Below are 24378 nucleotides of genomic sequence, written 5' to 3' on the forward strand. Positions count from 1 at the left end.
GGGCCTTCGGGATGCGCGTCCTCTGCTTAGGTCGCGAGGGTTCGCTGGAGCGGGCGAAGGCGGATGGTTTCGAGGTGCCCTCGGGCCGCGGCGCCTTCTTTTCCGCCTGCGACGTGATCTGCCTCCACATCACGCTCACGCCCGAGACGCGCGGCATCGTGACGGCCGCGGATCTCGGCCGGATGAAGCCGGACGGCCTGCTGGTGAACACCAGCCGCGCGCCGCTCATCCAGGCCGGCGCACTCGTCGAGGCGCTGCAGGCCGGGCGGCCGGGTCGGGTGGCCGTTGATGTTTTCGAGGAGGAGCCGGTCCTCGGCGCAGCCGATCCGCTTATCGGCCTGCCGAACGTGCTCTGCACGCCCCATCTCGGCTATGTGACGCGCGAGACCTACGACAGCCTGTTCGGCACGGCGATCGATCAACTGCTGGCCTTCATGCGAGGCGAGCCGATCAACCTCGTCGAGCTGCCGCGCTAGGCCTGCCTACGCGCGCCGCCCGGCTCAGGAGGTCGCGACGATTCCGACGGCGAGCACGACCCCGATCGCGGCGGTGAGACCGATGAACAGGTACGCCGCCTGGCTTGGCGTCTCGTGGCTGGTGGGTATCGCCCGTCCGCCACTCGCCCAGCGCTTGACCCGCTCCAACTGGCGCGCCAGCCGAACACGCTGAGGTTCGGGAGGCCTCCCGGCCGCCTCGTCGTCCGTGCCGAGGGGCGAGAGGCCGGGGTCGTACACCCCGATCTTGTCGCCGGTCCTGCCGCTGTCAATGTCCGCCTTGAGCTGGGCGGTCGTCGGATTGTCGCTCTCCGGCGGTGCATCGATGCGCTTGATCGTGTTGGTGGGCGGCATCTCGCCCGGTGGAAAGGACATCGAATCCTCCTTCGATCCGCCGGCCTATTGCGGCTTCTGGTCCGCCGGCGCTGCGCTCTCGGTTGTCGGGGTCGGCTGGCCTTCCTGGGTCATCTGGTAGCCGATGGCCCCGGCGACCACGACGATCGCGGCCAGACCGGCCAGGATGTAGTTGGCCACCTTGCTGCGGTTTTCCATGTCGCTCCTTGCCCTGGTTCGGAGACGGCCCGTCGCCGGGCTGCCCAGTCGGGAGCGGAACCAGGGAGGCAGCGCTCCGGTTCCGCCCCCGCTCAGGCGGTCTGGGCGGAGGAGGGCTCATGAGCGAGGATCGGCAGCAGGGGAGCGAAAAGCCGCCGAACGGCGTCCCGGACAATAGCGACCCGACCGGCATCGGCCCGCCGCCGCCGGGGGCGGAGACCCGGGTGCGGGACGGTCACGGGATCACGGAGGGAGTTGAGACTGGCAAGAGCCCGGAGTCCGGGCGCTCCGGCCATCAGGCCTAATTGCCCTTCAGCCGGGCGGAACCGCGGGGTATCAGGCCGTATGGCACCTTACCTCCCGCGGGCCGGCGACAACCGAGCGCAAATCGAATCGCCATCGTACCGGCTCCCGATGCTCGACCAGGACTTTCTCCTGGGCGACTCGATGCGTGGGGTCCGATTCCTCATCGAATACGCGAAGGCCGAGGAAGCCCTGCGGTCGTGGGGCGTGCGCTCGACCGTCGTCGTGTTCGGGGGCGCCCGCATCCGGGAGGACGGGCCTGGGCTTCAGGCCGGCTGGTACGCGGCGGCGCGCGCCTTCGGCCGGATAGTATCGGAGGAGGGCGGGGCGCTCGAGCCGCAGGACGGCATGCGCGACAACGTCGTCGCGACCGGCGGCGGGCCGGGGATCATGGAGGCGGCGAACCGGGGTGCGCACGATGTCGGCGCACCGTCCATCGGCTTCAACATCACCCTGCCGCACGAGCAGGAACCGAACGCCTATTCCACGCCCGACCTGACCTTCCGCTTCCACTACTTTGCGATGCGCAAGATGCACCTCGCGATGCGGGCGAATGCGCTGGTCGTGTTCCCCGGCGGTTTCGGCACGTTCGACGAGCTGTTCGAGATCCTGACCCTGAAACAGACCGGCAAGTCTCCGCCGATCCCGATCATCCTCTACGACGAGGCGTACTGGAGCTCAGTCGTCAATTTCGAGCGTCTTGTCGAGCTTGGAGTGATCGGCGAGCATGACCTGAAGCTGTTCACCTTCGCGAATGATCCCGAAGCGGCCTGGACGGCGCTGCGGCGCCGCGAGGTGGACGTCGAGCGGCCGTTCTCTTCGCCCGAACAGATGGGAAAGCCCCCGACGCTCTGACGTGCAGGCTCGAGCAGCTTGCAGACGAGCTCTGGGTGCGACCCTGCCCCGGCAGATGGGTCAGGCTGCTACGACGTTCTGCGGGCGCGAGGGCATGATCTCCGCGATCTTGGATCGGTTGCGCGTGCCCCAGTCACACAGGGGCTTGAGTGCTTCGACGAGCGTCATCCCGAAGGGCGTGAGAGCATAATCGACCTTCGGCGGCACCTGCTGGTGATCGTGTCGGAGGAGCACGCCGGCGGCGGCCAGCTCGCGCAATTGCTGGATCAACACCTTCTCGCTGATGCCAGCCACTAGGCGCTTGAGATCTCCGAACCGCGTGGGACCACCCTGGAGATGATACAGGATCACCGGCTTCCACTTTCCGCCGATTACGGCGAGAGCGACATCGAGGCCGCACACAGGTGCATCTCCGTCCATGATTTGCCTTTCACTTACCTTTAGGTAGGTACTAAACCTCTGGTCGGTGCCCGTCCATATCGGGACTGTCGATCGACAGGAGACGACATGGGCAAGCTCGACGGCAAGGTGGCGGTCATCACCGGGGCGAATAGCGGGATAGGATTGGCAAGCGCGAGGCGCTTCGCCCGGGAGGGCGCACGGATGTTCATGACCGGGCGGCGCCGAGCGGAACTAGACGCGGCAGCGGCCGAGGTGGGCGGCGGTGCGCGCGCCGTTCAGGGGGACGTCGCGGAACTCTCCGACCTCGACAGGCTCTACGAGATCGTGCGGGAGGAGGCTGGCCGGATCGACGTGCTGTTCGCCAATGCCGGCGGCGGCGAGTTTGCCGCTCTGCCTGAAGTGACGGAGGAGCATTACGACCGCATCTTCGGGACGAATGTCAGGGGAACGCTGTTCACGGTCCAGAAGGCCCTGCCGTTGCTGCGGGACGGCGCGTCGGTGATCCTGACGGGATCGTCGGCCGGCACGACGGGGGCACCGTCCTTCAGCGTGTATAGCGCCAGCAAGGCGGCCATCCGCAACTTCGCCCGCAGTTGGATCCAGGATCTTGCACCGCGCCGTATCCGCGTGAACGTGCTCGTGCCCGGTGCGACCTCGACCCCGGGCTGGCATGGGCTGAGCCAGACGGAGGAGCAGCATGCCGCGTTCAAGGCTGCGTCCGAGGCCGCCATTCCCCTGGGCAGGATGGGAAATCCCGACGAGATCGCCTCCGCCGCCCTCTTTCTGGCTTCGGACGAGAGCAGCTTCGTCAATGGTAGCGAGTTGTTTGCCGATGGAGGCCAGTCGCAGATTTGACCGGCGCCTTCGGCCTAGACGCATCAGGCAGCCTGGGTAGCCTCCACTCCGGATGTGCTGGCCTTAGGGGCAGTGTACCGGTCGTCCAGGGCGGCGAGACTCGCCCGGAGACAGATTCGGAGTTCGTCCAAGATCGTCGGGGGCGGGATGACCGCACCATCCCGGGCGTCCGTTTCGATGGTCGAGAGAATGTCGGCGAGCGCCCGCGCGCCGACGTTCAGGCTCATCGATTTCAGCTTGTGAGCCGCGGAGGCGACCTCGCCGGCCTGTCCGTCGCGGATCGCGTCATCGAGCGCCGCCAGCGCCTCCGGCCCATGCTCCCGGAAGAGGCCGAGGATGCGGCCGATGAAGTCGCCACCGCCCACCCCGGCCATCTCGTCGAGCCCCGCTAGCGTCTCGATATCCAGGAGATCGCTCTGTTCTGACAGGCTATCCGGAGCTGCCTTGCGCCCCAATGCGAGCCCGGACACCTGGGCCTCGATGCAGCGCGCGAGCTTCTCGACCGTGAAGGGCTTGTGCAGCACGGCGTCCATGCCTGCCCCACGCCAGGCTTCCGCTGCTGCTCCGACGACATGGGCCGTCAAGGCCACGATGCGGATCCGGGGACGGCCGCTGGTCATCTCCTCTTCGCGGATCGCCCGGCTCGCCTGGTAGCCGTCCATGACCGGCATGGAGCCGTCCATGAGCACGAGGTCGAAAGCGCCGATCCGAACCGCCTCGACCGCCTGGCGGCCGTCCTCGACGAGCCGAGGCTTCACGCCCAGCCGCGCGAGAGCCTCGCTCGCGACCTCCCGGTTGACGGCGCTGTCGTCTGCGACGAGCACGCGCAAACCTTCAAAGCGCGGCAGCGTGTCCGCCGTGCGCGGGCTCGCATCGCCGTCCTGCCGGAACGCCCGTCCGTCGGCCAGCCGGGCGAGCACGTCACCCCATTCCGACTGCACGAGCGGGCGGCGGATAACGCAATCGGCGAGGCCGGTCCGCAAGGCCTCCTGTCCAGCCACATCGCCCATGGCGGCGACGGCCACGAGTCGAACCGCTCCTTCCGGACGGCGCCCGGCCGCGATGAGCTCGGCCGCATCGGCCACGAGGTCGAAGCACTCGTCGCCAGCCGGTGTTTCGACGGGCCTGAAGCCCCGGGCCGCGAGTGCCTCGATCGCGTTGGCCCGGGTGGCGTCGCCCCGCAGCCGAACGACGACACAGCGCTCCGGCCGGGGGAAAACGGCGGTCTCCATCGTGGCGGCAATGGGAAGGTCGAAGAAGAACTCCGATCCCTCGCCCTCGACGCTCGTCACGCCGATCTCGCCGCCCATCGCCTCGACGAGGCGGCTGCATATCGACAGGCCCAGTCCCGTGCCGCCGAAGCGACGCGTGGTGCTCTGGTCCGCCTGAGAGAAGGCCTGGAATACGGTGCCGAGCTTGTCGGCCGCGATCCCGATCCCCGTATCCGCAACAAGGAAGCGGACTGCGCCGGGATGGAGCTCGACCCGGATCGAGACGTGCCCAGCCTCGGCGAATTTGAGCGCGTTGTTGACGAGGTTGCTCAGCACCTGCGTCACCCGGACCGGATCGCCAACGAGCTCCGATGGGACGTCGGGCGCGACATAGGCCGCGAGGTCAAGGCCCTTGCTGGCCGCCCGTTCGGCGAAGAGCGTCACGATCGTGTCGACGGTCTCGGCGGGCGAATAGGGGATCGCCTCCAGGGTCAGCTTGCCGGCCTCGATTTTCGAGACGTCGAGGATGTCGTTGATGATTGCCAGAAGGCTGTGGCCCGAGCGGGCGATCACTTCTGCGTAGCGGCGCTGGCGGTCCGGAAGGTCGGCTGCGGCGAGGAGCTCGGCCATCACGAGCATGCCATTCATGGGCGTGCGGATCTCGTGGCTCATGGTGGCGAGGAATTCGGATTTAGCCCCATTCGCTGCCTCGGCGTCCTCCTTGGCCAGCTTGAGCTCCCTCGTTCGATCCTCCACCTCCCGCTCCAGGTGCTCGCTGTGCTCCGCGAGCCGCCGGTCACGCTGCCGGATCTGGCTGAGCATCGTGTTGAAGCTGCGGGCGAGGAGGCCGATCTCGTCGTCAGAGCGAACATCCACCACGGTCGCGTAATCGTGGGTCGCCTGGATGCTGCCCATGGTGCGCGAGAGCGCGATGAGCGGCCGCGTGATCGAGCGCTGGAGCCGCGCCGAGACCAGGATGCCGATCCCGGCCGCGATCACGGCGCCGAGTGCCGCCACGGCGAGCACCAGCATCAGGCGATGCCGCAGGTCGCTCGCATCGCCAACCAGCACCATGCGGCCGACGACCTCGCCGCCGTTCACGATCGGCACGGAGACCTCGGCGGTGCGGGTGCGCAGCAGGGTGATGGGCGAAAGCGACTCGTCTTCGGAGATCGCCGTATCGTTCGCAAGCCGGGTCGCCGAGCCAGCCTCCGCCAGCACGTGACCCGCTTCGTCCTGGACGGCGGCATAATCGATCCCGGAGAGCTGGGCGATGCCGCGCAGGGCGAGCATGGCGCGCGTCTGGTCGCCTGCCGCTGCGGCGGGTCCCGCTGAGGCCGCGAAGGCCCTGGCGGCGGCGCGCAGCGTCTCGCTTTTTGATTCCGTGTAGAGCGTGACCGTGAGCCAGACCGTCACGACCGTGACGAGCAGCATGGCAATGCTGATCGCGATCGCGACGAGGCGACCGAGCTTCTTCGTGATCGATGTACCGACCGCAGCTCTGTCCAGTCCTGGCGCGTCCACGCGTGTCGTTTCCATCCGGCCGAGAACGATTGATTAAAAGCTCGCCGCCAATGGTGTAGGTTGGAAGTTCTTAAGAAGGCCGCCCATTCCATTCGGCTGCGTTCGAAGTAGTTTCAATTCGGCCAGAAGCGAGTTTCGCCCACGGGCCCTGGGCTGGACTGAGCGACGATGAAGGTCCTGGTTCTCGACGATGTCGAGCTGAACAACGTGCTCATGGCGGAGGCGCTCAAAGGCGTGCCCGAATGCACGCCCGTGGCCTTCACGTCTCCCGACAAGGCGCTCGCCTACCTGACGGAATCAGCGGCCGAGGTCGGCGTTGCGATGGTCGACTTCGAGATGCCGCGCATGAACGGGATCGAGTTCATCCGGGCTGCCCGGAAGCTCGACGGCTTCGCCCATGTGCCGGTCGTCATGGTGACCAGCAGCGATCAGCGTTCGCTCCGGCGGGAGGCCCTCGAGGCCGGCGCGACCGATTTCGTCGGCAAGCCCTTCGATCCCGTCGAGATCCGGGCGCGCGTGGGCAACCTCCTTGCGCTGAACCAAGCGCGCGTATCGGAGGCGGACCGGGCAGCGTGGCTAAGCCGGGAAGTCGCCGCGGCCGTCGCCGTAATCGAGGCCCGCGAGCGTGAACTCGTCGAGCGGCTGGTCCGGGCCATCGAGCACCGCGACACCGACACGGGCGAGCATGTCTGGCGCGTGGCGCAATACGCCAAGCTCATGGCCGAGGAACTCGGCTGCGAGCCGGACTGGTGCAGGCAACTCGGGCTGGCCTCGACCATGCACGACATCGGCAAGATCGCTGTGCCGGATTCGATCCTGCTGAAGCAGGGCCCGCTCACGCCGGAGGAACGTGTTCTTATCTCCCGGCACGCAGAGCGGGGTTACGAGATCCTCAAGGAAAGCTCGTCGGACCTCATCCGGCTAGCGGCCGATATCGCAGTCAGCCACCACGAGCGATGGGACGGGGGTGGGTATCCGAATGGGCTCGCCAGGACGGATATTCCGCTCGCCGGCCGGATCGTCGCCGTGGCGGACGTGTTCGACGCCCTGACATCCGACCGGCCGTACAAGAAGGCCTGGCCAGTAAGGACGGCGCGGCAATACCTCGTGGAGAATGCCGGGACGCAGTTCGACCCGGCTTGCGTGGATGCCTTTCTGGCCTCGTGGCCGAAAGTGCTGCGCATCGCCGCCCACGAAGCCCCGCCGCGGGCGGCCTGAGCCTCCGTCAGCTTCGGCCGTACACGTCCTCGACCCGGACGATGTCGTCCTCGCCGAGATAGGAGCCGGACTGAACCTCGATGAGCTCGAGTGGAATGTGGCCGGGATTTTCCATCCTGTGGGTCTCGCCCTGCGGGATGTAGGTGGACTGGTTCTCGTAGAGCATGAAGACGCGCTCGCCGCAGGTGATCTGCGCGGTGCCCTTCACGACCACCCAATGCTCAGCCCGGTGCCTGTGAAGCTGCAGCGAGAGCCGGCCGCCCGGCTTCACGGTGATCAGCTTCACCTGGAAGCGGTCCCCCGAGACGATGGACCGGTAGCTGCCCCAAGGCCGGTGCACCTCGCTATGGGTCGCGGCTTCCCCGAAGCCCTTCTGCCGTATCGCCTCCAGGGCCTCCTTGACCCCCTGGGCCCGTGACTTGTCCGCGACCAGCACGGCATCGTCCGTCGCGACGACGATAAGGTTCTCAACCCCCACGGTCGTGACGAGGTGGTGGTCGGAGCGGATCAGCGAGTTGCGCGTGTCGTATCCGACGCTCTTGCCGAGCAAGACATTGCCCTGGGCGTCCGGCAGGTGGGCGGCGTAGATGGCGTCCCAGGCGCCGAGATCGTTCCAATCGAGCTCGGCCCTGACCACCGCGGTGCGGCGGCTCGGCTCCATAATGGCATAATCGACGGAGATCGATTGGAGCTTCGTAAAGGCCTTCGCCTCAAGCCGGAGGAAGTCCTGATCCTCCGTCGCGCCGGCAAGCGCCTCGCGAATCCCGGCCAGAAGGTCGGGGCAGTGCTGCTCGGCTTCCGCGAGCATCGCCGTGGCGGAGAACAGGAAGATGCCGGAATTCCAGACGTTGTTGCCCGCGTCTAGGAGGCTCTGGGCGGCCTCGCGGTTCGGCTTCTCGACGAAGCGGGAGACTTTCCGCACGGGCGATGCCGTATCCGGAACGGCCTCGTTCCCCACCTCGATGTAGCCATACCCCGTCTCAGGCCGGTCCGGGGCGATCCCAAACAGGCAGATCCACCCGGCCTGGGCCGCAGGCACCGCGGATTGGACGATGTCCTGAAACCCGGCGGTGTTCTTCACCAGATGGTCCGATGGAAGAAGAAGAACGAGCCCATCCGGGTTCTGGCGCTCAACGAGCAGGCTCGCCACCAGGGCGACGGCCGCCGTGTTCCGCCCTTCCGGCTCCAGGACGATCTGCGCGCGTGGGATCCCGAGGCTCTCCATCTGGTCCGCGACCACGAAGCGGTGAGCCTCGTTCGCGACCAGAACTGGCGGTGCGAAGCCGGGACCCGTTACCCGCACGGCCGTGTCTTGCAGCAGCGTCCGCTCTCCGAAGAAGGATTGGAACTGCTTCGGCATGGAAGCCCGCGACACCGGCCAGAGCCGCGTGCCGCTCCCGCCGCACATGATGAACGGGGTGACGTCGACGGTGCTCGAGCTGATGCTGATATCCACTGAGACTCTCTTCGCGTCGTGACTTTCTCGCCGAAGCCACCGGTCCTGGAGCGGACAGCTGACCCGGCACTCTGGAGCCTCCTTCTTGCAGCAAATCGACCAGCGGGGAACATCCGGGGTTCCGCGTGTGTCGTTTGGAGGCAAGATGGCTCAGATCGCTACACGGCGCGTCACGACTGTACCGGCGCTGAACAATCGTCTCACATGGCCGAGTGCGACCGCAGGTAGCAGCCCGGCAGGCCTTCTTGCGCATGCCGGGACGGCCGTCCTGGCCTTCGGAGCCGGCGTGACCCTGGTCTGGGCGCTCGCCATCGCTTGGGCGGCGGTGGCCGCCGTGCGCTGGGCGATCGGCGCGTAGTGCTTGCCCCGGTTGCGGGGCTCCTACTTGCGGTCTGCGGCACCCTCGGCTCTAAGGCGGACGTCAATCAGAGCGCCTGGGAAGCCATGCTCGCTTCAGAGAACACGGACGCCTGCGTCGGCGTCGAGGCAGACGCGGGATCACGCGCCCGCTCCGCTGGCCTGCGGACATTGCAGCTCGAGATCGCAGGTCTGCACACGCTCGCCGAAGCCCTCGTCGGAGACCTTGGGGACAGCTTCGATCGCGCCGTGGCGCTGATCCGCGGCGCCGCGGGCCGGCTCATCGTGTCGGGCATCGGGAAGAGCGGTCATATCGGGCGCAAGATCGCCGCGACCCTCGCCTCCACCGGCACGCCCGCCTATTTCGTCCACGCGACCGAGGCGAGCCACGGCGACCTGGGGATGATCACCTCCGACGATGTGATCCTCGCCTTGTCGTGGTCGGGCGAGACGGCCGAGCTCGGCAACCTCATCGAGTATTCCCGCCGCTTCTCGGTCGGGCTGATCGCCATTACGTCGCGACCCGGCAGCACCCTCGGGCAGGCCGCCGACGCGGTGCTCGCGCTGCCGCGGGTGAAGGAAGCCTGCCCGCACGATCTGGCGCCGACCACCTCAAGCCTGATGCAGCTCGCGATCGGCGACGCGCTGGCCATGGCTCTCCTCGACAGCCGGGGCTTTACGGCGAGCGACTTCGAGGTCTTCCACCCGGGCGGAACGCTGGCCGCACGGCTGAAGAGCGTCGATCAGATCATGCATTCGGGCAGCGAGATGCCGCTCGTCCCGGTCGGCACCGTCATGTCGGACGTGCTGCTCGTGATCGCCGGCAAACGCTTTGGCTGTGTCGGCGTTACGAATGGCGCGGGCCAACTCGTCGGCATCGTGACGGATGGCGACCTGCGCCGCCACATGAGCGATGTGCTCCTCGGCCAGCCGGTGGAAACGGTGATGACGCCCGACCCGATCACGGTGGGGCCGAAGTTCCTCGCGAGCGCCGCCCTGGAGATGATGAACAGGATGCGCATCACGGCGCTGTTCGTCGTCGAGGGCCGGCAGCCGGCCGGCATCCTCCATCTGCACGACCTGCTTCGGGCCGGCGTCGCCTAGGAACAATCGCCCGGCAGCAAAGCGGGCCGCGACAAGAGCCCCGGGGGGAGGGGTCGTGAACCGTCCAATTATCGAGTGCCTGGCGGGGATCGCGCTCCTGTCCGTCATGGACGCCCTGATCAAGGGCGTCGTCGCGAGCCTCCCCGTCGTGGAAGTCGCGTTCCTGCGTTACGTGGTTGGCTCGTGCGTGATGACTGGGATCGTTGCCGTGCGCAGGCCCGGCTGGCCGCGTGAGGACACGATCCGGGCCAACGCTGTGCGGGCCATCCTGGTCGTGATCACGGCGGTCTGCTTCTTCTACGCGCTTGGCCAGCTTCCCCTCGCCGAGACGCTCATCCTCTCCTTCGTGTCGCCCCTCTTCACGGCCCTGCTGGCCGCGCTCCTCCTCGGGGAGCGTCTCAGCGGCCGCATCCTGGCCGCGATTGCCGCGGGTTTCGCGGGCGTGCTCGTGATCGTGCTGGGCAGCCATGGCGGCCGGGAGATGAGCGAGGGCGGGGTGGTCTCCCATTCCCTCCTCGGTGTCGGCGCCGTTCTGCTCTCGGCCCTGACCTACTCGGCGTCGAACGTGCTCCTCAGGGCGCGAGCGCAGCGGGATCCGCTTCTCCTGATTGTGCTCATCCAGAACGTTGCGCCCGCCCTCATGCTGGCGATCCCCGCCTGGTGGTTCTGGCGCATGCCGACCGGCGACGAGGCGTCCAGGCTCGCGCTGATAGGCGTCCTGGGCGTCGGTGGCCATCTGCTGCTCGCGCGCGCCTACGCGGGCGCGGAAGCGATAAGGCTCGCACCGCTGGATTATACGGCCCTTCTCTGGGCCGTGGTCATCGGGTTCTTCGCCTTCGCCGAGATCCCGACGCTGTGGGCGGTGCTGGGAGCCGTCCTCATCCTGTTGGGAGCCTTCGTGGGATCGCGCAGGCGTGCCTAACCAGCTTCATGGACGATACCGGAGGCGCTAGAGGGCCGCGATGAGAAGCCTCGAACACCCGGATGCCACCGGTTCCGGCGCTGCGACGCACAAACCGGGGCTTTGGGAGCTGTTCTTCGGCTTCGCCCGCGTTGCCGCCTTCGCATTCGGGGGCGTCCTGCCCTGGGTGCGTTACGTGGTGGTCGAGCGTCGCCATTGGCTCACGCCTGACGAGTTCACGGACACCCTGGCGCTCGCCCAACTCCTTCCGGGGCCGAACATCGTGAACATGGCGGTGGCGATCGGGGCCCGGTTCCACGGTATTCCTGGGGCTGCCGCGTCCGTCCTCGGCATCCTCGGCCTACCCATTGCCGTCGTGCTGGTCCTCGCAGCCTTCTATGCGGAGTTCGCCGACGTACCGGCCGTCGAGCGAGCATTGACCGGCATGGCCGCCGCCGCCGCCGGGCTGGTGGTCGCGATGGCGGCGAAGATGGCGGTGCCCATGCTGCGAAAAAGGTTCTGGCCGGCGGCGCCGGTCATGGCGGTCGTCTTCGTGGCCGTGGCGCTGTTCCGGCTTCCGCTCTGGCCGGTGCTCCTCGCCTGCGCTCCCCTGTCCATCGCGGCTCACTGGAGGGTCCGGTGAGCGGCGCTTTGCTCGGAACGCTCTCCTGGCGCTTCTTCGTCCTCGCCTTCCTGGCCATTGGCGGCGTCAACGCGACGTTGCCTGAGATCCACCGTCAGGTCGTGGAGGTCGAGCGCTGGATGACCGACGGCGAATTCGCTGCCCTGTTCGCGATCGCGAACGCGGCGCCAGGGCCGAACATGCTGCTGGTCACCCTTGTCGGCTGGCACGTCGCCGGCGTGATCGGGGCATTGGTGGCGACCGTGTCGATGGTGGGACCAACCAGCGTTCTGGCCTATGCCGTGTTCCAGGTGTGGGACCGATTCCGGGATGCACTCTGGCGCCGGCCGGTCCAGAGCGGATTATCCGCCGTCACGGTCGGGCTGATCGCTGCCTCTGGCTACCTGCTGGGGCGCGCTGCGGATACCGGCCCGACAACGCTCGTCATCACGGGCGCGACCGCCGCTCTGTCCTATTTCACCCGCATCAACCCGCTCTGGGCCTTTGGCGCCGCCGCCGCCGCGGGGGCAGCAGGGTTCGTATGACGGCGGGCCATCTCGTTTGATGCTTAACGAGCTGAAAGCGCCCGAGAAAATGGCGCCAAAAGAGCATCCCCGGAGGAAGTCCGGCGGGGATTCCGGAGCTGGCTTCTTGCGCCAACGGATGGCGGGTCCCAAATGCCGCGGCGGACGGACCGAAAGGTTCCCACAGATCGCGAAAAATCTCGCGGCACCAGCTTGACGCAAAAATCGCGTCAGCCTATCTCCCGCCCAGCCTTGGCACTCTCGATCGGGGAGTGCTAAAGAAGGCGAAGCGGTAACCCCGCATATTTTTCGACATCGTGAGGTCTCGCATGAACTTCCGGCCGCTGCACGACCGCGTCGTCGTTCGCCGCATCGAGAGCGAAGAGAAGACGAAGGGCGGCATCATCATCCCCGACACCGCCAAGGAGAAGCCGCAGGAGGGCGAGGTCATCGCCGTTGGTCCGGGCGCTCGCGACGAAAACGGCAAGGTCAACGCGCTCGACGTGAAGGCCGGCGACCGCGTGCTTTTCGGAAAGTGGTCCGGCACCGAGGTGAAGATCGATGGCCAGGATCTCCTCATCATGAAGGAGTCCGACATCATGGGCATCATCGAGGGCTCGTCGCTCGCGAAGGCCGCGTAAGGCGCCTTTCGTCCGCGTTCCCAACCCATTTCACGTGAGGAATTCACATGGCAGCTAAAGACGTACGTTTCTCGTCTGACGCCCGGGACAAGATGCTCCGCGGCGTCGAGATCCTGGCCGATGCGGTCAAGGTCACCCTCGGTCCGAAGGGCCGCAACGTCGTCATCGAGAAGTCCTTCGGCGCTCCGCGCATCACGAAGGACGGCGTGACGGTCGCCAAGGAAGTCGAACTGGCCGACAAGTTCGAGAACATGGGCGCCCAGATGGTGCGCGAAGTGGCCTCGAAGTCGAACGACGTCGCCGGCGACGGTACGACGACCGCGACGGTTCTCGCCGCTTCGATCGTCCGCGAGGGCGCGAAGTCGGTCGCGGCCGGCATGAACCCGATGGACCTGAAGCGCGGCATCGACCTGGCGGTCGAGGCGGTCGTGAAGGACATCCAGGGCCGCTCCCGCAAGGTCGCCTCGTCCGAGGAAGTCGCTCAGGTCGGCACGATCTCGGCGAACGGCGACAAGTCGATCGGCGAGATGATCGCCCAGGCGATGCAGAAGGTCGGCAACGAGGGCGTGATCACGGTCGAAGAGGCGAAGACCGCCGAGACCGAGCTCGACGTCGTCGAGGGCATGCAGTTCGACCGCGGCTACCTTTCCCCGTACTTCATCACGAATGCGGAGAAGATGGTCGCCGAGCTCGAGGACCCCTACATCCTCATCCACGAGAAGAAGCTCTCCTCGCTGCAGCCGATGCTGCCGGTGCTCGAGGCCGTCGTTCAGACCGGCAAGCCGCTCCTGATCGTTGCCGAGGACATCGAGGGCGAGGCCCTGGCCACGCTCGTCGTCAACAAGCTCCGTGGCGGCCTGAAGGTCGCGGCCGTGAAGGCGCCGGGCTTCGGTGACCGCCGCAAGGCCATGCTCGAGGACATCGCGATCCTGACCGCCGGTCAGACGATCTCCGAAGACCTCGGCATCAAGCTCGAGAACGTGTCGCTCCAGATGCTCGGCCGCGCCAAGCGCGTCCGCATCGAGAAGGAGAACACCACGATCATCGACGGCGCCGGCGACAAGGAGGCCATCGAGGGCCGCGTTGCGCAGATCAAGGCGCAGATCGAGGAGACCACCTCGGACTACGACCGTGAGAAGCTCCAGGAGCGCCTGGCCAAGCTCGCGGGCGGCGTCGCGGTCATCCGCGTCGGCGGCTCGACCGAGGTCGAGGTGAAGGAGAAGAAGGACCGCGTCGACGACGCTCTCCACGCCACCCGCGCGGCGGTCGAGGAAGGCATCGTTCCCGGCGGCGGCGTCGCTCTGCTGCTCGCCAAGAAGGCGGCCTCCTCCGTGAAGTCGGACAACGCCGACGTCCAGGCTGGCGTCAACATCGTCCTGAAGGCTCTCGAGGCTCCGGTCCGTCAGATCGCCCAGAACGCGGGCGTCGAAGGTTCGGTCGTCGTCGGCAAGATCCTCGACAACGGCGGTGAGACGTTCGGCTTCAACGCGCAGACCGAAGAGTACGGCGACATGCTCCAGCAGGGCATCGTCGATCCGGCCAAGGTCGTCCGCGCTGCGATCCAGAACGCCGCGTCGGTCGCCGGCCTGCTCGTCACCACCGAGGCCATGATCGCCGAGGCTCCGAAGAAGGAGTCGGCTGCTCCTGGCATGCCGGGCGGCGGCATGGGCGGCATGGGCGGGATGGACTTCTAAGGTCCTCTTCCCTGCTTCTCCGGGCTCTGCCCGGGATCCAGACAAACGGAAGGGCCGGCGCAAGCCGGCCCTTTTCGTTTACGCGCACAGGTTTAGGATCCGGCCACCCGGCCGCTCCGGCCGGCAGAGGAGGGTCTCGTGGCCAAAGGTCAGATGAGGTCCAACAAGGAAGCCAAGAAGCCGAAGAAGGAAGTCTCGAAGACGATCGCTGCCGCACCTTCGATGAAGGGTACGGTGAAGAAGTAGGGCGATCCGTCTGATCCTCGATGGCCGAGACGATGCCCGGCCATCGAGGGAGCAGCTCTCAGGTCTTGGCGGGTGTGATCCCGAGTTCGCGGAGCTTCGCGGACACGGTCTCGACAGGACGCTTGAGCGCCAAGCTCATCGTCGCGACCGGAATGCGCTCGCGCGCCATCGTGGTCAGGCGTTGGATCGCCTCGACCGTCCAGCCCTGCTGCTGATCCATACCGATCCTCCCTGCTGGTTGAGCATGGCGTCAACGCATGGAGCGAGCCGGGGTTCTGCCGCCACGGTTCGCGGCCCGCCGGCGTTCGCCATGCGGGGAGGGCGGGTGCCGCTTCGCACGGCCCTTGCTTGCACCGAAGGCATCTGCCTTAGGTGCAGGCCGTCCGGAGATCCACTCGATGCAGCGTAACCTCGGTCCCCTTCTCGCCGTCGCTCTCGCTCTTTCGGCGGGGCCGGCACTGGCGCAAGGCACGCCGACCGCGAAGAGCGGGTCTCTGCATCTGATCGTCGCGCCGGAGCCGCCGAGCCTCATGGTCGGGCTCTTCCAGAACGGCCCGACGCAGATGGTCGCGGGCAACATCTACGAATCGCTGCTGCGCTACGACGCCAAGCTGGAGCCGCAGCCGTCTCTCGCCGAGCGCTGGGAGGTCTCGCCGGACCAGAGGACCTACACGTTTCATCTCCGGCGCAACGTGAAATGGCATGACGGCAAGCCGTTCACGGCGGACGACGTCGTCTTCTCGCTCGACGTCTTCCACCGGGCCAACCATCCGCGGGTGAGGCCGATCCTCAACGCGCAGGTCGACCGGATCGAGAAGGTGGACGACGCGACGGTCCGGATCGTGCTGAAGCAGCCCTTCGCGCCGATCCTCACCATCTTCGAGCCGGGCTCGGCCACGATGGTGCCGAGGCACATCTACGACGGCAGCGACCCCCGCCAGAACGCGATGAACAACACGCCGATCGGCACTGGCCCGATGAAGCTCAAGGAGTGGCGTCGCGGCGAGTACATCCACCTGGTCCGCAACGAGGATTACTACCTGCCTGGCAAGCCGCCGCTAGCCGAGACCTACTGGCGGATCGTGCCGGACGCCGCCGCCCGTGCGGTCGCGTACGAGAAGGGCGAGGTCGACGTCCTGACCGGCGGCTCGGTCGAGGTGTTCGATGTTCCGCGGCTCGCCAAGCTGCCGAACACCTGCGTGGAGACGAAGGGCTACGAGATGTTCGCGCCCGTCGGCATGCTCATCATGAACCTTCGCAACGGGCCGCTCGCGAGCAAGGAGTTCCGGCAGGGGCTGATGCACGCCATCGACCGGGAGTTCTCGAAGGACGTGGTCTGGTCGGGCTTCGCGAAGGTCGCGACCGGGCCGCTGAGCTCGAAGACGAAGTTCTACACGGACGACGTGAAGGCCTACCCGCACGACGTGAAGAAGGCCAAGGAGCTCATCGCCAAGTCGGGCTACAAGGGCGAGACTCTGCGCCTCCTCGGCCTGCCCTACGGCGAGACCTGGACGCGCTGGACGGAGCAGGTGAAGCAGAACCTCGAGGATGCCGGCGTCAAGGTGCAGGTCGAGGCGTCGGACGTGGCGGGTTGGAACAAGCGCCTCGGCGAGTGGGACTTCGACCTGACCTTCAACTTCCCCTACCAGTATGGCGATCCGGCGCTGGGCGTCGCGCGCCAGTACATCTCGTCGAACATCGTGAAGGGCTCGCCCTTCGTGAACAACGGCGGCTACTCCAATCCCGAGGTGGACCGGCTCTTCGCCGAGGCGGCCAACGCGCCGTCCGAGAAGCGGCCGGACCTCTACAAGAAGGCGCAGCAGATCCTGGTGGAAGAGCTGCCGATCCTGTGGCTGACAGAGATGGAGTTCCCGATGGTGCATCGCTGCAACGTCAAGGATCTCGCGACGACGGCGATCGGCATCAACGACTCCCTTCGCGAAGCTCGCAAGGAATAGGCGGGACGGCGCGAGCGATCAGCGAACGGCAAGGAGACGACCATGACCCTCGACGAGAGCGGTGACGCGCCCATCGAGACCGGTGACGAGCTGCGCTCGCATTTCGGCCCGGTCAACCGCCTCGCCGAAGGCAAGGTCCTGACGGAACTGGACGGCTTCTGCCGCGACTTCATCGGCCTCTCGCCGTTCCTGGTCGTGGCGAGCGCGGACCGCGACGGAAACGCGGATGCGAGCCCGCGTGGCGACGCACCCGGCTTCGTCCAGGTCGTCGACGACCGGACCCTGCTCATTCCGGACCGGCGCGGCAACAACCGCGTCGACAGCTTCGGCAACATCCTGACCTCGCCGGGCGTCGGGCTGATCTTCTTCGTGCCCGGCATCAACGAGACGCTGCGGGTCAACGGCGATGCGCGGATCACCCGCGACAGGGCGCTGCTCGAGCCGCTGGTCGCCCAGGGGAAGGTCCCGACGGTCGGGCTGCTCGTCGAGGTGCGCGAGGCGTTCTTCCATTGCGGCAAGGCGCTGATGCGCTCCAAGCTCTGGGACGCGTCGGCCCAGGTGGAGCGCGACCGGTTCCCGACGCTCGGCCGGATCATCGCCGCACATACGAAGAGGATCGACGTCGCCGAGGCCGAGAAGGTGATGGAAGAGGCGTACCGGACCCGGCTGTATTAGGGTCAGCCCTTCCGCCGTCCTTTCCATTTCGGTTTCGCTCCGCCGAAGCCCGCCGTGGAGCGGGGCAAGGGACGCTCCGGCAGCGGGCCGGCATGGAGCGGCAGCTCGCGGGCATGCGGGCCCATCTCGTCGAGCGAGGGCTTGCGCGGGCCTGAATCGCGGCCGGGCTTGGGGAAGCCCTTGCCGACCGGCTCGGCCCGACCAGCGCTCCGCGGCCCGGCATAGCGACCGGCCGTCGCCTCGACATCCCGCTGGGAAGCCTTTGGATCGATCCCGAGCGTCAGCTCGGTCATCTGAAGGCGCTTGAGCTCGTCGCGGAGCCGCGCCGCCTCCTCGAAGTCGAGATCCGCCGCCGCAGCCCGCATGCGCTTCTCCAGGTCCGCGATCACGGCCTTCAAGTTGTGCCCGATCGTGACCGCCTGGTCGGCCAGGCCGGTATCCACGCGGACATGGTCGCGCTCGGCCACGGATTCCAGGATGTTGGCGATGTCGCGCTTGATGGATTGCGGCGTGATCCCGTGCTCCCGGTTATACGCCACCTGCTTCTCGCGCCGCCGCTCCGTCTCGGCCATCGCGCGCTCCATCGACCCGGTGACCCGGTCCGCATAGAGGATCACCCGCCCGTCGACGTTGCGGGCGGCGCGGCCGATCGTCTGGATCAGCGAGGTTTCCGACCGGAGAAAACCCTCCTTGTCGGCATCCAGGATGGCCACGAGCCCGCATTCCGGAATGTCGAGGCCCTCCCGGAGCAGGTTGATCCCGACCAGCACGTCGAAGGCGCCCAGGCGAAGGTCGCGGATGATCTCGATGCGCTCGATCGTATCGATGTCCGAGTGCATGTAGCGCACCCGCACCTTGTTCTCGTGCAGGTACTCGGTCAGGTCCTCGGCCATGCGCTTGGTGAGGACGGTCACGAGCGTGCGATAGCCCTTGCGGGCGGCCTCGCGAATCTCGCCGAGCACGTCGTCGACCTGCGACCGGGCAGGCCGGACCTCGACCGGGGGATCGACGAGACCCGTCGGCCGGATCACCTGCTCGACGAAGACGCCGGCCGCCTGCTCCATCTCCCATGGACCCGGCGTCGCCGAGACATGGATCGATTGCGGCCGCATGGCGTCCCATTCCTCGAAGCGGAGGGGGCGGTTGTCCATGCAGGAGGGCAGGCGGAAGCCGTATTCGGCGAGCGTCGCCTTCCGGCGGAAGTCGCCCCGGTACATGGCGCCGATCTGCGGGACGGTGACGTGGCTCTCGTCCGTGAAGACGATGGCGTTGTCCGGCAAATATTCGAAGAGGGTCGGCGGGGGTTCGCCCGGGCGGCGCCCTGTCAGGTAGCGCGAATAGTTCTCGATGCCGGCGCAGGATCCCGTCGCCTCGATCATCTCCAGATCGAACTGAGTGCGCTGCTCCAGCCGCTGCGCCTCGATGAGGCGGCCCATGCGGTTCAGCTCCTCGAGGCGCTGCCGCAACTCCTCCTTGATGGCCCGGCTCGCCTGCTGCAGCGTCGGCTTCGGCGTGACGTAGTGCGAGTTCGCGTAGATCTTCACGAACTTCAGCTCTGAGGATTTCTGGCCGGTGAGCGGATCGAACTCGACGATCGATTCCACCTCGTCGCCGAAGAGCGAGATGCGCCAGGCGCGGTCCTCCAAGTGGGCCGGGAACAGCTCGATCGTGTCGCCGCGCACCCGGAAGGTTCCGCGGGAGAAATCCATGCTCGTGCGCTTGTACTGGAGCGCGACGAGATCGGCGATCAGCTGACGCTGCTCGATGCGTTCGCCGAGCGTGACCGCGAAGGTCATGGCCGTATAGGTCTCGACCGAGCCGATACCGTAGATGCAGGAGACGGAGGCGACGATGATGACGTCGTCGCGCTCCAGCAGCGCGCGGGTCGCGGCGTGCCGCATCCGGTCGATCTGCTCGTTGATGGACGAATCCTTCTCGATATAGAGGTCCGTCCGCGGCACGTAGGCCTCGGGCTGGTAGTAGTCGTAATAGGAGACGAAGTACTCGACCGCGTTCTCGGGGAAGAAGGACTTGAACTCCCCATAGAGCTGCGCCGCGAGGGTCTTGTTCGGGGCAAGGATCAGGGCGGGCCGCTGCGTCTCGGCGATCACCTGCGCCATGGTGAAGGTCTTGCCCGAGCCGGTGACGCCGAGCAGGACCTGGTCGCGCTCCTGGCCCTTGATGCCGTCCACCAGCTCGGCGATCGCCGTCGGCTGGTCGCCCGAGGGCTTGTAGTCCGAGACGAGCTTGAACGTGATGCCGCCTTCCGACTTCTCGGGCCGCGGCGGCCGGTGCGGAATCCACTGCTTGCCGTTCTTGAAGAGCGGGTTCCCGCTCTCGAGGAGGTCGGACAGCGCCTTGACGGTCGCAGACACTCCCGCCGACGAGGGCAGGGCGGTGTCGTCGTCGGTCGCATCCTCGCTCGCTTCCGCGTCGGAGGCGGGGAGGGAAGGCGTGCCCAGCCCGAGCGCCTCGGCGAGCTTGGGGTCGAGATCCTCGACCGGCCCCGCATCGAAGCCGGCCTGTGGCGCCTCGCCGAACCCGTCAGCCGGTGCCGCCTTCGCGCGGCGGCTGCTCGGTTTGCGCTTCGGTTCGGGCTGCGGAGCCTGGGGTGCGGTGGGACTGGCGTTCCCGCGCGAGATACCCGGGTTCAGGAGCTCGGCGAGATACGCATCGAGCGGCTTCAGGTCGGGCTTGGACGCCTTCGGCTGGGCTCGAGAGCGCGTCCTGCGCCCATCCTCGCCGGCAACGGCGCTCTTCGGAGTCTTGGCCATGCACGAATATGGGACGAGTCGTGGTGGGCTGGAAGGTGGTCGGAGAGCGCAACGCCCGCCATTCGGTTCGCTCGGAAACCGAAGCTCACATTTCGTCAGCCGCTGCCGGAACCGCTCAAAGTCGACCTCTGTTCTCAAGGCACAAGGAGAACACCTGATGAACAGAATGGTTGCCGCTGCGCTTTGCCTTGCCCTGGCAGGGCCTGCCTATGCCCAGTCGTTGAGCGAGAGGACAGGCGTCAATTCCCTTCTCGGCATCGCGCCGAAGACGGAGGACTTCGTCAAGGAGGCCGCCTCGAGCGACATGTTCGAGATCCAGTCCAGCCAACTCGCCCTCGAGCGCGCGACCGACGAGAAGGTGAAGGCCTTCGCGCAGCAGATGATCACGGACCACACCAAGACGTCCGGCGAATTGAAGAGCCTGGTCCAGGCCGGCACCGTGAAGGTCGAGATCCCCGCCGCCATGCTGCCCCCGCAGGAGAAGATGCTGGACAAGCTCAAGAGCCTGACCGGCGCCGATTTCACGAAGCAGTACCTGGACGACCAGGTTGCAGCTCACAAGGACGCCGTGTCCCTCTTCGAGCGCTACGGAAAGGGCGGCGACAACGAGCAGCTCAAGACCTGGGCCAACAGCACTCTGCCGGCGCTTCAGCATCACGAGAAGATGGCGCAGGATCTCGACAAGCAGGACCCCGAAAAGAAGTCGTGAGGCCACAGCATCTCGGCGCCCGGCCGGTTCTTCGCTAGACCGCGATCCAGCGCCGAGCGGTAGCCACAGGTCGCGGTCACACGGCCTTAATCGGTTGCTATAAGTCTAGGGACATGGGAGGTCCGGCGGACGGCCGGCGATCCCACCCCGCAGACATTTGAAATGCTGACTTATGCTGTCGGAGACATCCATGGATGTCTCGATCTCCTCCGCCAGTTGCTCGATCGTATCGCAGCCGATGCGGCCGGAAGGCCGCATCGGCTGGTCTTCATCGGCGATTACATCGACCGGGGGGAGGACAGCGCCGGGGTCATCCGGACCTTGCGGACCCTGCAGGACGAGCGCGGGGGAGACGTGGTCTGCCTGAAGGGCAACCACGAGCAGCTCTATCTGAGATCCTTCGGTCGGCCGGACGTCTTCCGCACCTGGATCCAGAACGGAGGCGAGACGATGCTCGCCTCTTTCGGCGCACGCGGCCTAGACGACATGCCTCCGGACGTGACGGCCTGGATCGAGGCTTGCCCAGTCAGCTTCGAGGACGAGCGACGCTACTTCGTTCATGCGGGCCTGCGGCCGGGGCGGCTTCTCGACGAGCAGAGCGAGTACGACCGGCTTTGGATCCGCGACGAATTCCTGGTCGGCGACCACGATTTCGGAAAGTTCGTCGTGCACGGCCATACGCCGCGGCCGGATGGTCGCCCCGACCTTCGGCGCTACCGGCTCAACCTGGATACGGCCGCCGTCTATGGCGGCCTGCTCACGGCCGCGCGTTTCGGCGACGAGCAGGCCGGACCGGAGGCATTCTTCCAGGTCGGCAGGTAGCCTGTCTCAGGCGGCGCGCGCCCAGGGCAGGAATGCGCGTGCGATCGATCCTCGGCCGCGGGGCATGCTGTCCATCTCGGCCCGCAGGTCGGCGATGCGGCGCGGCGGGATGATGTCCCCGTCCTGCGTGATGATCCAGGCCGTGCTGGGTTCGCCTTCGGCTGCAGCCTGGAGGGCGTCCGCGAGGGTCGGGTAGGTGGCCTCCTCGTCCCAGCCGTTTCCGGCCGGCCAGAAGAACAGCTTCGCTGGCGCATCCCAGTCATAGGTACGCATCACAAATACACCGCTTACATCGAAGTTGATCGGCCTGATTAGGACTCCTGCAGGGTTGACGCCGGCCTAACGGCCCGCATCAGATCGGGAGCGGAATGCCGCAGGTGTCCGCCTGCGTCAGGAGAGACAATGGGCGCGACACTGACCCTCCTGGACCTAGCCGGGATGGTGGCCCTCCTCCTCTGGGGCCTGCACATGGTCCAGAGCGGCATCCAGCGCGCCTATGGCCCGGATCTGCGCCGCATGCTGGGCTCCGCCCTCGACAATCGCGTGAAGGCCGTCCTGGCCGGGATCGGGGTCACGGCCGCCCTGCAATCGAGCACGGCAACCGGCCTCATGGCCGCCTCCTTCGCGGCGGGCGGCTTCGTCGACCTCCTGCCGGCGTTGGCCGTGATGCTCGGCGCCAATATCGGCACGACGCTGATCGTCCAGGTGCTGTCCTTCGATGTCGCCAGGATCGCGCCGGTCTTCGTGCTGGCGGGGGTCGTGATGTTCCGCCGCGGCGGGTCCACGCGGGCTCGCGACCTGGGGCGCGTCGCGATCGGCCTCGGCCTGATGCTGCTCTCGCTGGCACGGCTGCTGGAGATCCTCACGCCCTACGAGGATTCGCCGTCGCTCCGCTCGATGCTGGGCCTCATCGTGACCGACCCCTTCGTGGCGGTCACCATGGCCGCCCTGATCACCTGGGTGGCTCACTCCAGCGTGGCCGTCGTCCTGCTGGTGATGTCCCTCGCCGACAAGGGCATCGTGCCGTTCGAGGCCGCGATGGCGCTGATCGTGGGCGCGAATATCGGCTCCGCCCTGAACCCCCTTCTCGAAGGTACCTCGGGCTCGGATCCGGCGGGGCGCCGCGTCGCGGTCGGGAACATGATCAACCGCCTCGTCGGGCTGGCGATCGTGCTGCCGCTTCTCGGCCTCATCGGGCCGGCGATCCTGCGCTACCAGCCCGATCTCGCTCGCGCTGTCGCGGATTTCCACACCGCCTTCAACCTGGTCCTGGCGCTGCTCTTCCTGCCGCTTCTCGGCCCATTGGCGAGCCTGCTCAAGCGCTGGTTCCCGACACGGGTCAACGCAGCGGATCCCGGCCAGCCGCAGCACCTCGACCAGGGCGCCCTGGAGACGCCGCCGATCGCGCTGGGCCTCGCCGCCCGCGAGGCGCTCAGGATGGCCGACGTGCTGGAGGGCATGCTGCGCGGCGCCTCCGATGCGCTCGAGCGGGGCGATCGCAACCGCATCGCGGAAACGCGCCGCATGGACGACGTGCTCGACAAGCTGAACGGCGCGATCAAGACCTACGTGATGGGGCTGGATGTCGAAGACATGACGAAGGGGGACCGCCGCCGGGCGGCTGCCATCCTGCGCTTCTCGATCAACCTCGAACATGCCGGCGACATCATCGACAAGAACGTGATGGCGCTCGCGGCGAAGCGGCTGAAGCGCGGCGTGCAACTCTCCAGGGAGGACCAGGCGGAGATGCGGGCCGTGATCGAGCGGCTCGAGGCGAACATCCGGGCCGCCGCCGCCGTCTTCATGACGGAGGACGCACGGGCGGCCAGGATCCTGGCCGACGAGAAGGCGGCTTTCCGCGATATCGAAGCCCGCGCCATGACGGCCCATTTCGGCCAGCTGCGCGGCAAGGAGGTCGCGCCGGCCGAGACCAGTCCCCTCCATCTCGACCTGCTGCGGGACCTCAAGCGCGTGAACGACCACCTGGTCGCCGGCGCGGCCTACCCGGTGCTGCAGGGGCAGGGAGAACTGCTCTCGTCCCGCATCCGGGAGCCTGCGAACCGCTCTGGCGGAGCCGAGGCCGAGTAGTCAGCGGCGCGCCCGCATGCCGGGCCAGTTCCGCCACGTGAGCGGAATCCTGGTGCAATCCTCCCGGTTCAGGCTCGACCCGCTCCGCTCCAGCGGAGCGGAGACGTAGTTCCGGGCAAAGCCGAAGGCCTGCAACTGCCGGCCGCCCGCGGCCGGTCCCGCGTCGACGTCCAGGCAGACGAGCCAGAGAAGCCGGCCGGTGCCGTCCCGCGTGAGGACGGGATCGCTCAGCGCGGCATCGCGCAACGCCGCGGGTTCGACGTAATAGCGGCGCGCCCACTCGGCGATCGTCGCCCGGTAGTCGCGCGCGATGGGTGGAAGCGAGCCCGGCATCGCGGCCCGCTGATCGGGGCCGGACATGCATCCGGCGAGGACCAGGCAGGAGAGTAGGGC

General features: G+C 67.2%; 26 protein-coding genes. 17 read left to right on the forward strand and 9 right to left on the reverse strand.

Going from position 1 to position 24378, the window contains the following annotated elements; translation table 11 throughout:
• A partial coding sequence (locus ACO2SS_RS27100) for an NAD(P)-dependent oxidoreductase (protein ID WP_423280984.1) occupies nt 1-476 on the forward strand: 476 nt, incomplete at its 5' end.
• Between the two features lie 24 nt (nt 477-500).
• On the opposite strand, the gene ACO2SS_RS27105 is transcribed toward ACO2SS_RS27100, so the two are convergent.
• The gene (locus ACO2SS_RS27105; protein WP_423280985.1) at nt 501-869 is read right to left on the reverse strand and encodes a hypothetical protein; all 369 of its coding nucleotides are present in this window, start codon (nt 867-869) and stop codon (nt 501-503) included.
• 24 nt (nt 870-893) lie between these two features.
• Nucleotides 894-1046 (reverse strand): hypothetical protein, encoded by a 153-nt coding sequence (locus ACO2SS_RS27110; RefSeq protein WP_423280986.1) that lies wholly within the window; start codon nt 1044-1046, stop codon nt 894-896.
• 119 nt (nt 1047-1165) lie between these two features.
• Here ACO2SS_RS27110 and ACO2SS_RS27115 point away from each other — a divergent pair, with 119 nt between their 5' ends.
• Both ACO2SS_RS27115 and ACO2SS_RS27120 read left to right on the forward strand, forming a co-directional pair.
• Nucleotides 1166-1351 carry a hypothetical protein gene (locus ACO2SS_RS27115; RefSeq protein WP_423280987.1) on the forward strand — a complete coding sequence of 62 codons (186 nt, stop codon included), beginning with the start codon at nt 1166-1168 and terminating at the stop codon, nt 1349-1351.
• A 40-nt stretch (nt 1352-1391) separates the two neighbouring features.
• Nucleotides 1392-2204 carry a TIGR00730 family Rossman fold protein gene (locus ACO2SS_RS27120; RefSeq protein WP_423280988.1) on the forward strand — a complete coding sequence of 271 codons (813 nt, stop codon included), beginning with the start codon at nt 1392-1394 and terminating at the stop codon, nt 2202-2204.
• 60 nt (nt 2205-2264) lie between these two features.
• On the opposite strand, the gene ACO2SS_RS27125 is transcribed toward ACO2SS_RS27120, so the two are convergent.
• The gene (locus ACO2SS_RS27125) at nt 2265-2606 is read right to left on the reverse strand and encodes a winged helix-turn-helix transcriptional regulator (RefSeq protein ID WP_423280989.1); all 342 of its coding nucleotides are present in this window, start codon (nt 2604-2606) and stop codon (nt 2265-2267) included.
• A gap of 105 nt (nt 2607-2711) precedes the next feature.
• On the opposite strand from ACO2SS_RS27125, the gene ACO2SS_RS27130 reads away from it, so the two are divergent.
• Nucleotides 2712-3461: an SDR family NAD(P)-dependent oxidoreductase gene (locus ACO2SS_RS27130; RefSeq protein WP_423280990.1), complete on the forward strand. Its 750-nt coding sequence runs from the start codon at nt 2712-2714 to the stop codon at nt 3459-3461.
• 23 nt (nt 3462-3484) lie between these two features.
• On the opposite strand, the gene ACO2SS_RS27135 is transcribed toward ACO2SS_RS27130, so the two are convergent.
• Nucleotides 3485-6196, reverse strand: a complete 2712-nt coding sequence (locus ACO2SS_RS27135; protein ID WP_423280991.1) for an ATP-binding protein — start codon at nt 6194-6196, stop codon at nt 3485-3487.
• 168 nt (nt 6197-6364) lie between these two features.
• Here ACO2SS_RS27135 and ACO2SS_RS27140 point away from each other — a divergent pair, with 168 nt between their 5' ends.
• The gene (locus ACO2SS_RS27140; RefSeq protein ID WP_423280992.1) at nt 6365-7414 is read left to right on the forward strand and encodes an HD-GYP domain-containing protein; all 1050 of its coding nucleotides are present in this window, start codon (nt 6365-6367) and stop codon (nt 7412-7414) included.
• A gap of 7 nt (nt 7415-7421) precedes the next feature.
• On the opposite strand, the gene ACO2SS_RS27145 is transcribed toward ACO2SS_RS27140, so the two are convergent.
• Entirely contained in the window at nt 7422-8870 is a 1449-nt protein-coding gene (locus ACO2SS_RS27145; protein WP_423280993.1) for a mannose-1-phosphate guanylyltransferase/mannose-6-phosphate isomerase, read from the reverse strand.
• A gap of 145 nt (nt 8871-9015) precedes the next feature.
• On the opposite strand from ACO2SS_RS27145, the gene ACO2SS_RS27150 reads away from it, so the two are divergent.
• The 7 genes from ACO2SS_RS27150 (at nt 9016) to groL (ending at nt 14713) form a co-directional block, all read left to right on the forward strand.
• Nucleotides 9016-9228, forward strand: coding sequence for a hypothetical protein (locus tag ACO2SS_RS27150; protein ID WP_423280994.1), 213 nt, complete (start codon nt 9016-9018; stop codon nt 9226-9228).
• An 86-nt stretch (nt 9229-9314) separates the two neighbouring features.
• On the forward strand, nt 9315-10331 hold the full coding sequence (locus tag ACO2SS_RS27155; RefSeq protein ID WP_423280995.1) for a KpsF/GutQ family sugar-phosphate isomerase: 1017 nt from the start codon (nt 9315-9317) through the stop codon (nt 10329-10331).
• 55 nt (nt 10332-10386) lie between these two features.
• Nucleotides 10387-11253, forward strand: coding sequence for a DMT family transporter (locus ACO2SS_RS27160; RefSeq protein WP_423280996.1), 867 nt, complete (start codon nt 10387-10389; stop codon nt 11251-11253).
• A gap of 40 nt (nt 11254-11293) precedes the next feature.
• Nucleotides 11294-11875: a chromate transporter gene (locus ACO2SS_RS27165; protein ID WP_423280997.1), complete on the forward strand. Its 582-nt coding sequence runs from the start codon at nt 11294-11296 to the stop codon at nt 11873-11875.
• Complete coding sequence (locus tag ACO2SS_RS27170) at nt 11872-12399, forward strand: chromate transporter (RefSeq protein ID WP_423280998.1); 528 nt, start codon at nt 11872-11874, stop codon at nt 12397-12399. Before ACO2SS_RS27165 ends, ACO2SS_RS27170 begins: the two co-directional genes overlap by 4 nt.
• A gap of 308 nt (nt 12400-12707) precedes the next feature.
• The gene (gene groES / locus ACO2SS_RS27175; RefSeq protein ID WP_423280999.1) at nt 12708-13019 is read left to right on the forward strand and encodes a co-chaperone GroES; all 312 of its coding nucleotides are present in this window, start codon (nt 12708-12710) and stop codon (nt 13017-13019) included.
• Between the two features lie 47 nt (nt 13020-13066).
• Nucleotides 13067-14713 (forward strand): chaperonin GroEL, encoded by a 1647-nt coding sequence (groL, locus tag ACO2SS_RS27180; RefSeq protein ID WP_423281000.1) that lies wholly within the window; start codon nt 13067-13069, stop codon nt 14711-14713.
• Nucleotides 14714-15017: 304 nt separating this feature from the next.
• On the opposite strand, the gene ACO2SS_RS27185 is transcribed toward groL, so the two are convergent.
• Complete coding sequence (locus tag ACO2SS_RS27185) at nt 15018-15179, reverse strand: hypothetical protein (RefSeq protein WP_423281001.1); 162 nt, start codon at nt 15177-15179, stop codon at nt 15018-15020.
• Between the two features lie 178 nt (nt 15180-15357).
• On the opposite strand from ACO2SS_RS27185, the gene ACO2SS_RS27190 reads away from it, so the two are divergent.
• Both ACO2SS_RS27190 and ACO2SS_RS27195 read left to right on the forward strand, forming a co-directional pair.
• Entirely contained in the window at nt 15358-16917 is a 1560-nt protein-coding gene (locus tag ACO2SS_RS27190) for an ABC transporter substrate-binding protein (RefSeq protein WP_423281002.1), read from the forward strand.
• Nucleotides 16918-16959: 42 nt separating this feature from the next.
• Nucleotides 16960-17592, forward strand: a complete 633-nt coding sequence (locus ACO2SS_RS27195) for a pyridoxamine 5'-phosphate oxidase family protein (RefSeq protein ID WP_423281003.1) — start codon at nt 16960-16962, stop codon at nt 17590-17592.
• Between the two features lie 2 nt (nt 17593-17594).
• On the opposite strand, the gene uvrB is transcribed toward ACO2SS_RS27195, so the two are convergent.
• Entirely contained in the window at nt 17595-20366 is a 2772-nt protein-coding gene (gene uvrB, locus ACO2SS_RS27200) for an excinuclease ABC subunit UvrB (RefSeq protein WP_423281004.1), read from the reverse strand.
• Nucleotides 20367-20523: 157 nt separating this feature from the next.
• Here uvrB and ACO2SS_RS27205 point away from each other — a divergent pair, with 157 nt between their 5' ends.
• Together ACO2SS_RS27205 and ACO2SS_RS27210 are read left to right on the forward strand one after the other, a co-directional pair.
• On the forward strand, nt 20524-21075 hold the full coding sequence (locus ACO2SS_RS27205) for a DUF4142 domain-containing protein (protein WP_423281005.1): 552 nt from the start codon (nt 20524-20526) through the stop codon (nt 21073-21075).
• 162 nt (nt 21076-21237) lie between these two features.
• Nucleotides 21238-21897, forward strand: coding sequence for a metallophosphoesterase family protein (locus tag ACO2SS_RS27210; RefSeq protein ID WP_423281006.1), 660 nt, complete (start codon nt 21238-21240; stop codon nt 21895-21897).
• Nucleotides 21898-21903: 6 nt separating this feature from the next.
• Here the strand turns inward: ACO2SS_RS27210 and ACO2SS_RS27215 are convergent, their stop codons facing one another.
• Nucleotides 21904-22170 carry a hypothetical protein gene (locus ACO2SS_RS27215; RefSeq protein ID WP_423281007.1) on the reverse strand — a complete coding sequence of 89 codons (267 nt, stop codon included), beginning with the start codon at nt 22168-22170 and terminating at the stop codon, nt 21904-21906.
• A 129-nt stretch (nt 22171-22299) separates the two neighbouring features.
• Between ACO2SS_RS27215 and ACO2SS_RS27220 the strand changes: the two genes are divergently transcribed.
• Nucleotides 22300-23985: a Na/Pi cotransporter family protein gene (locus ACO2SS_RS27220; RefSeq protein ID WP_423281008.1), complete on the forward strand. Its 1686-nt coding sequence runs from the start codon at nt 22300-22302 to the stop codon at nt 23983-23985.
• On the opposite strand, the gene ACO2SS_RS27225 is transcribed toward ACO2SS_RS27220, so the two are convergent.
• Nucleotides 23986-24345, reverse strand: a complete 360-nt coding sequence (locus ACO2SS_RS27225; protein WP_423281009.1) for a hypothetical protein — start codon at nt 24343-24345, stop codon at nt 23986-23988.
• Nucleotides 24346-24378: the final 33 nt, after the last annotated feature.

Origin of the sequence: Enterovirga sp. CN4-39 (assembly GCF_049446235.1) — a bacterium.
Classification (GTDB): Bacteria; Pseudomonadota; Alphaproteobacteria; order Rhizobiales; family Beijerinckiaceae; genus Enterovirga.

Coding starts and splice junctions, on each gene's coding strand:
- groL (WP_423281000.1), top strand. CDS start 13,067: ATGGCAGCTAAAGACGTACGTTTCTCGTCTGACGCCCGGGACAAGATG.
- ACO2SS_RS27120 (WP_423280988.1), top strand. CDS start 1,392: ATGGCACCTTACCTCCCGCGGGCCGGCGACAACCGAGCGCAAATCGAA.
- ACO2SS_RS27165 (WP_423280997.1), top strand. CDS start 11,294: ATGAGAAGCCTCGAACACCCGGATGCCACCGGTTCCGGCGCTGCGACG.
- ACO2SS_RS27150 (WP_423280994.1), top strand. CDS start 9,016: ATGGCTCAGATCGCTACACGGCGCGTCACGACTGTACCGGCGCTGAAC.
- uvrB (WP_423281004.1), bottom strand. CDS start 20,366: ATGGCCAAGACTCCGAAGAGCGCCGTTGCCGGCGAGGATGGGCGCAGG.
- ACO2SS_RS27205 (WP_423281005.1), top strand. CDS start 20,524: ATGAACAGAATGGTTGCCGCTGCGCTTTGCCTTGCCCTGGCAGGGCCT.
- ACO2SS_RS27190 (WP_423281002.1), top strand. CDS start 15,358: ATGCAGCGTAACCTCGGTCCCCTTCTCGCCGTCGCTCTCGCTCTTTCG.
- ACO2SS_RS27110 (WP_423280986.1), bottom strand. CDS start 1,046: ATGGAAAACCGCAGCAAGGTGGCCAACTACATCCTGGCCGGTCTGGCC.
- ACO2SS_RS27105 (WP_423280985.1), bottom strand. CDS start 869: ATGTCCTTTCCACCGGGCGAGATGCCGCCCACCAACACGATCAAGCGC.
- ACO2SS_RS27225 (WP_423281009.1), bottom strand. CDS start 24,345: ATGTCCGGCCCCGATCAGCGGGCCGCGATGCCGGGCTCGCTTCCACCC.
- ACO2SS_RS27155 (WP_423280995.1), top strand. CDS start 9,315: ATGCTCGCTTCAGAGAACACGGACGCCTGCGTCGGCGTCGAGGCAGAC.
- ACO2SS_RS27140 (WP_423280992.1), top strand. CDS start 6,365: ATGAAGGTCCTGGTTCTCGACGATGTCGAGCTGAACAACGTGCTCATG.
- ACO2SS_RS27185 (WP_423281001.1), bottom strand. CDS start 15,179: ATGGATCAGCAGCAGGGCTGGACGGTCGAGGCGATCCAACGCCTGACC.
- ACO2SS_RS27195 (WP_423281003.1), top strand. CDS start 16,960: ATGACCCTCGACGAGAGCGGTGACGCGCCCATCGAGACCGGTGACGAG.
- groES (WP_423280999.1), top strand. CDS start 12,708: ATGAACTTCCGGCCGCTGCACGACCGCGTCGTCGTTCGCCGCATCGAG.
- ACO2SS_RS27130 (WP_423280990.1), top strand. CDS start 2,712: ATGGGCAAGCTCGACGGCAAGGTGGCGGTCATCACCGGGGCGAATAGC.
- ACO2SS_RS27210 (WP_423281006.1), top strand. CDS start 21,238: ATGCTGACTTATGCTGTCGGAGACATCCATGGATGTCTCGATCTCCTC.
- ACO2SS_RS27215 (WP_423281007.1), bottom strand. CDS start 22,170: ATGCGTACCTATGACTGGGATGCGCCAGCGAAGCTGTTCTTCTGGCCG.
- ACO2SS_RS27220 (WP_423281008.1), top strand. CDS start 22,300: ATGGGCGCGACACTGACCCTCCTGGACCTAGCCGGGATGGTGGCCCTC.
- ACO2SS_RS27115 (WP_423280987.1), top strand. CDS start 1,166: ATGAGCGAGGATCGGCAGCAGGGGAGCGAAAAGCCGCCGAACGGCGTC.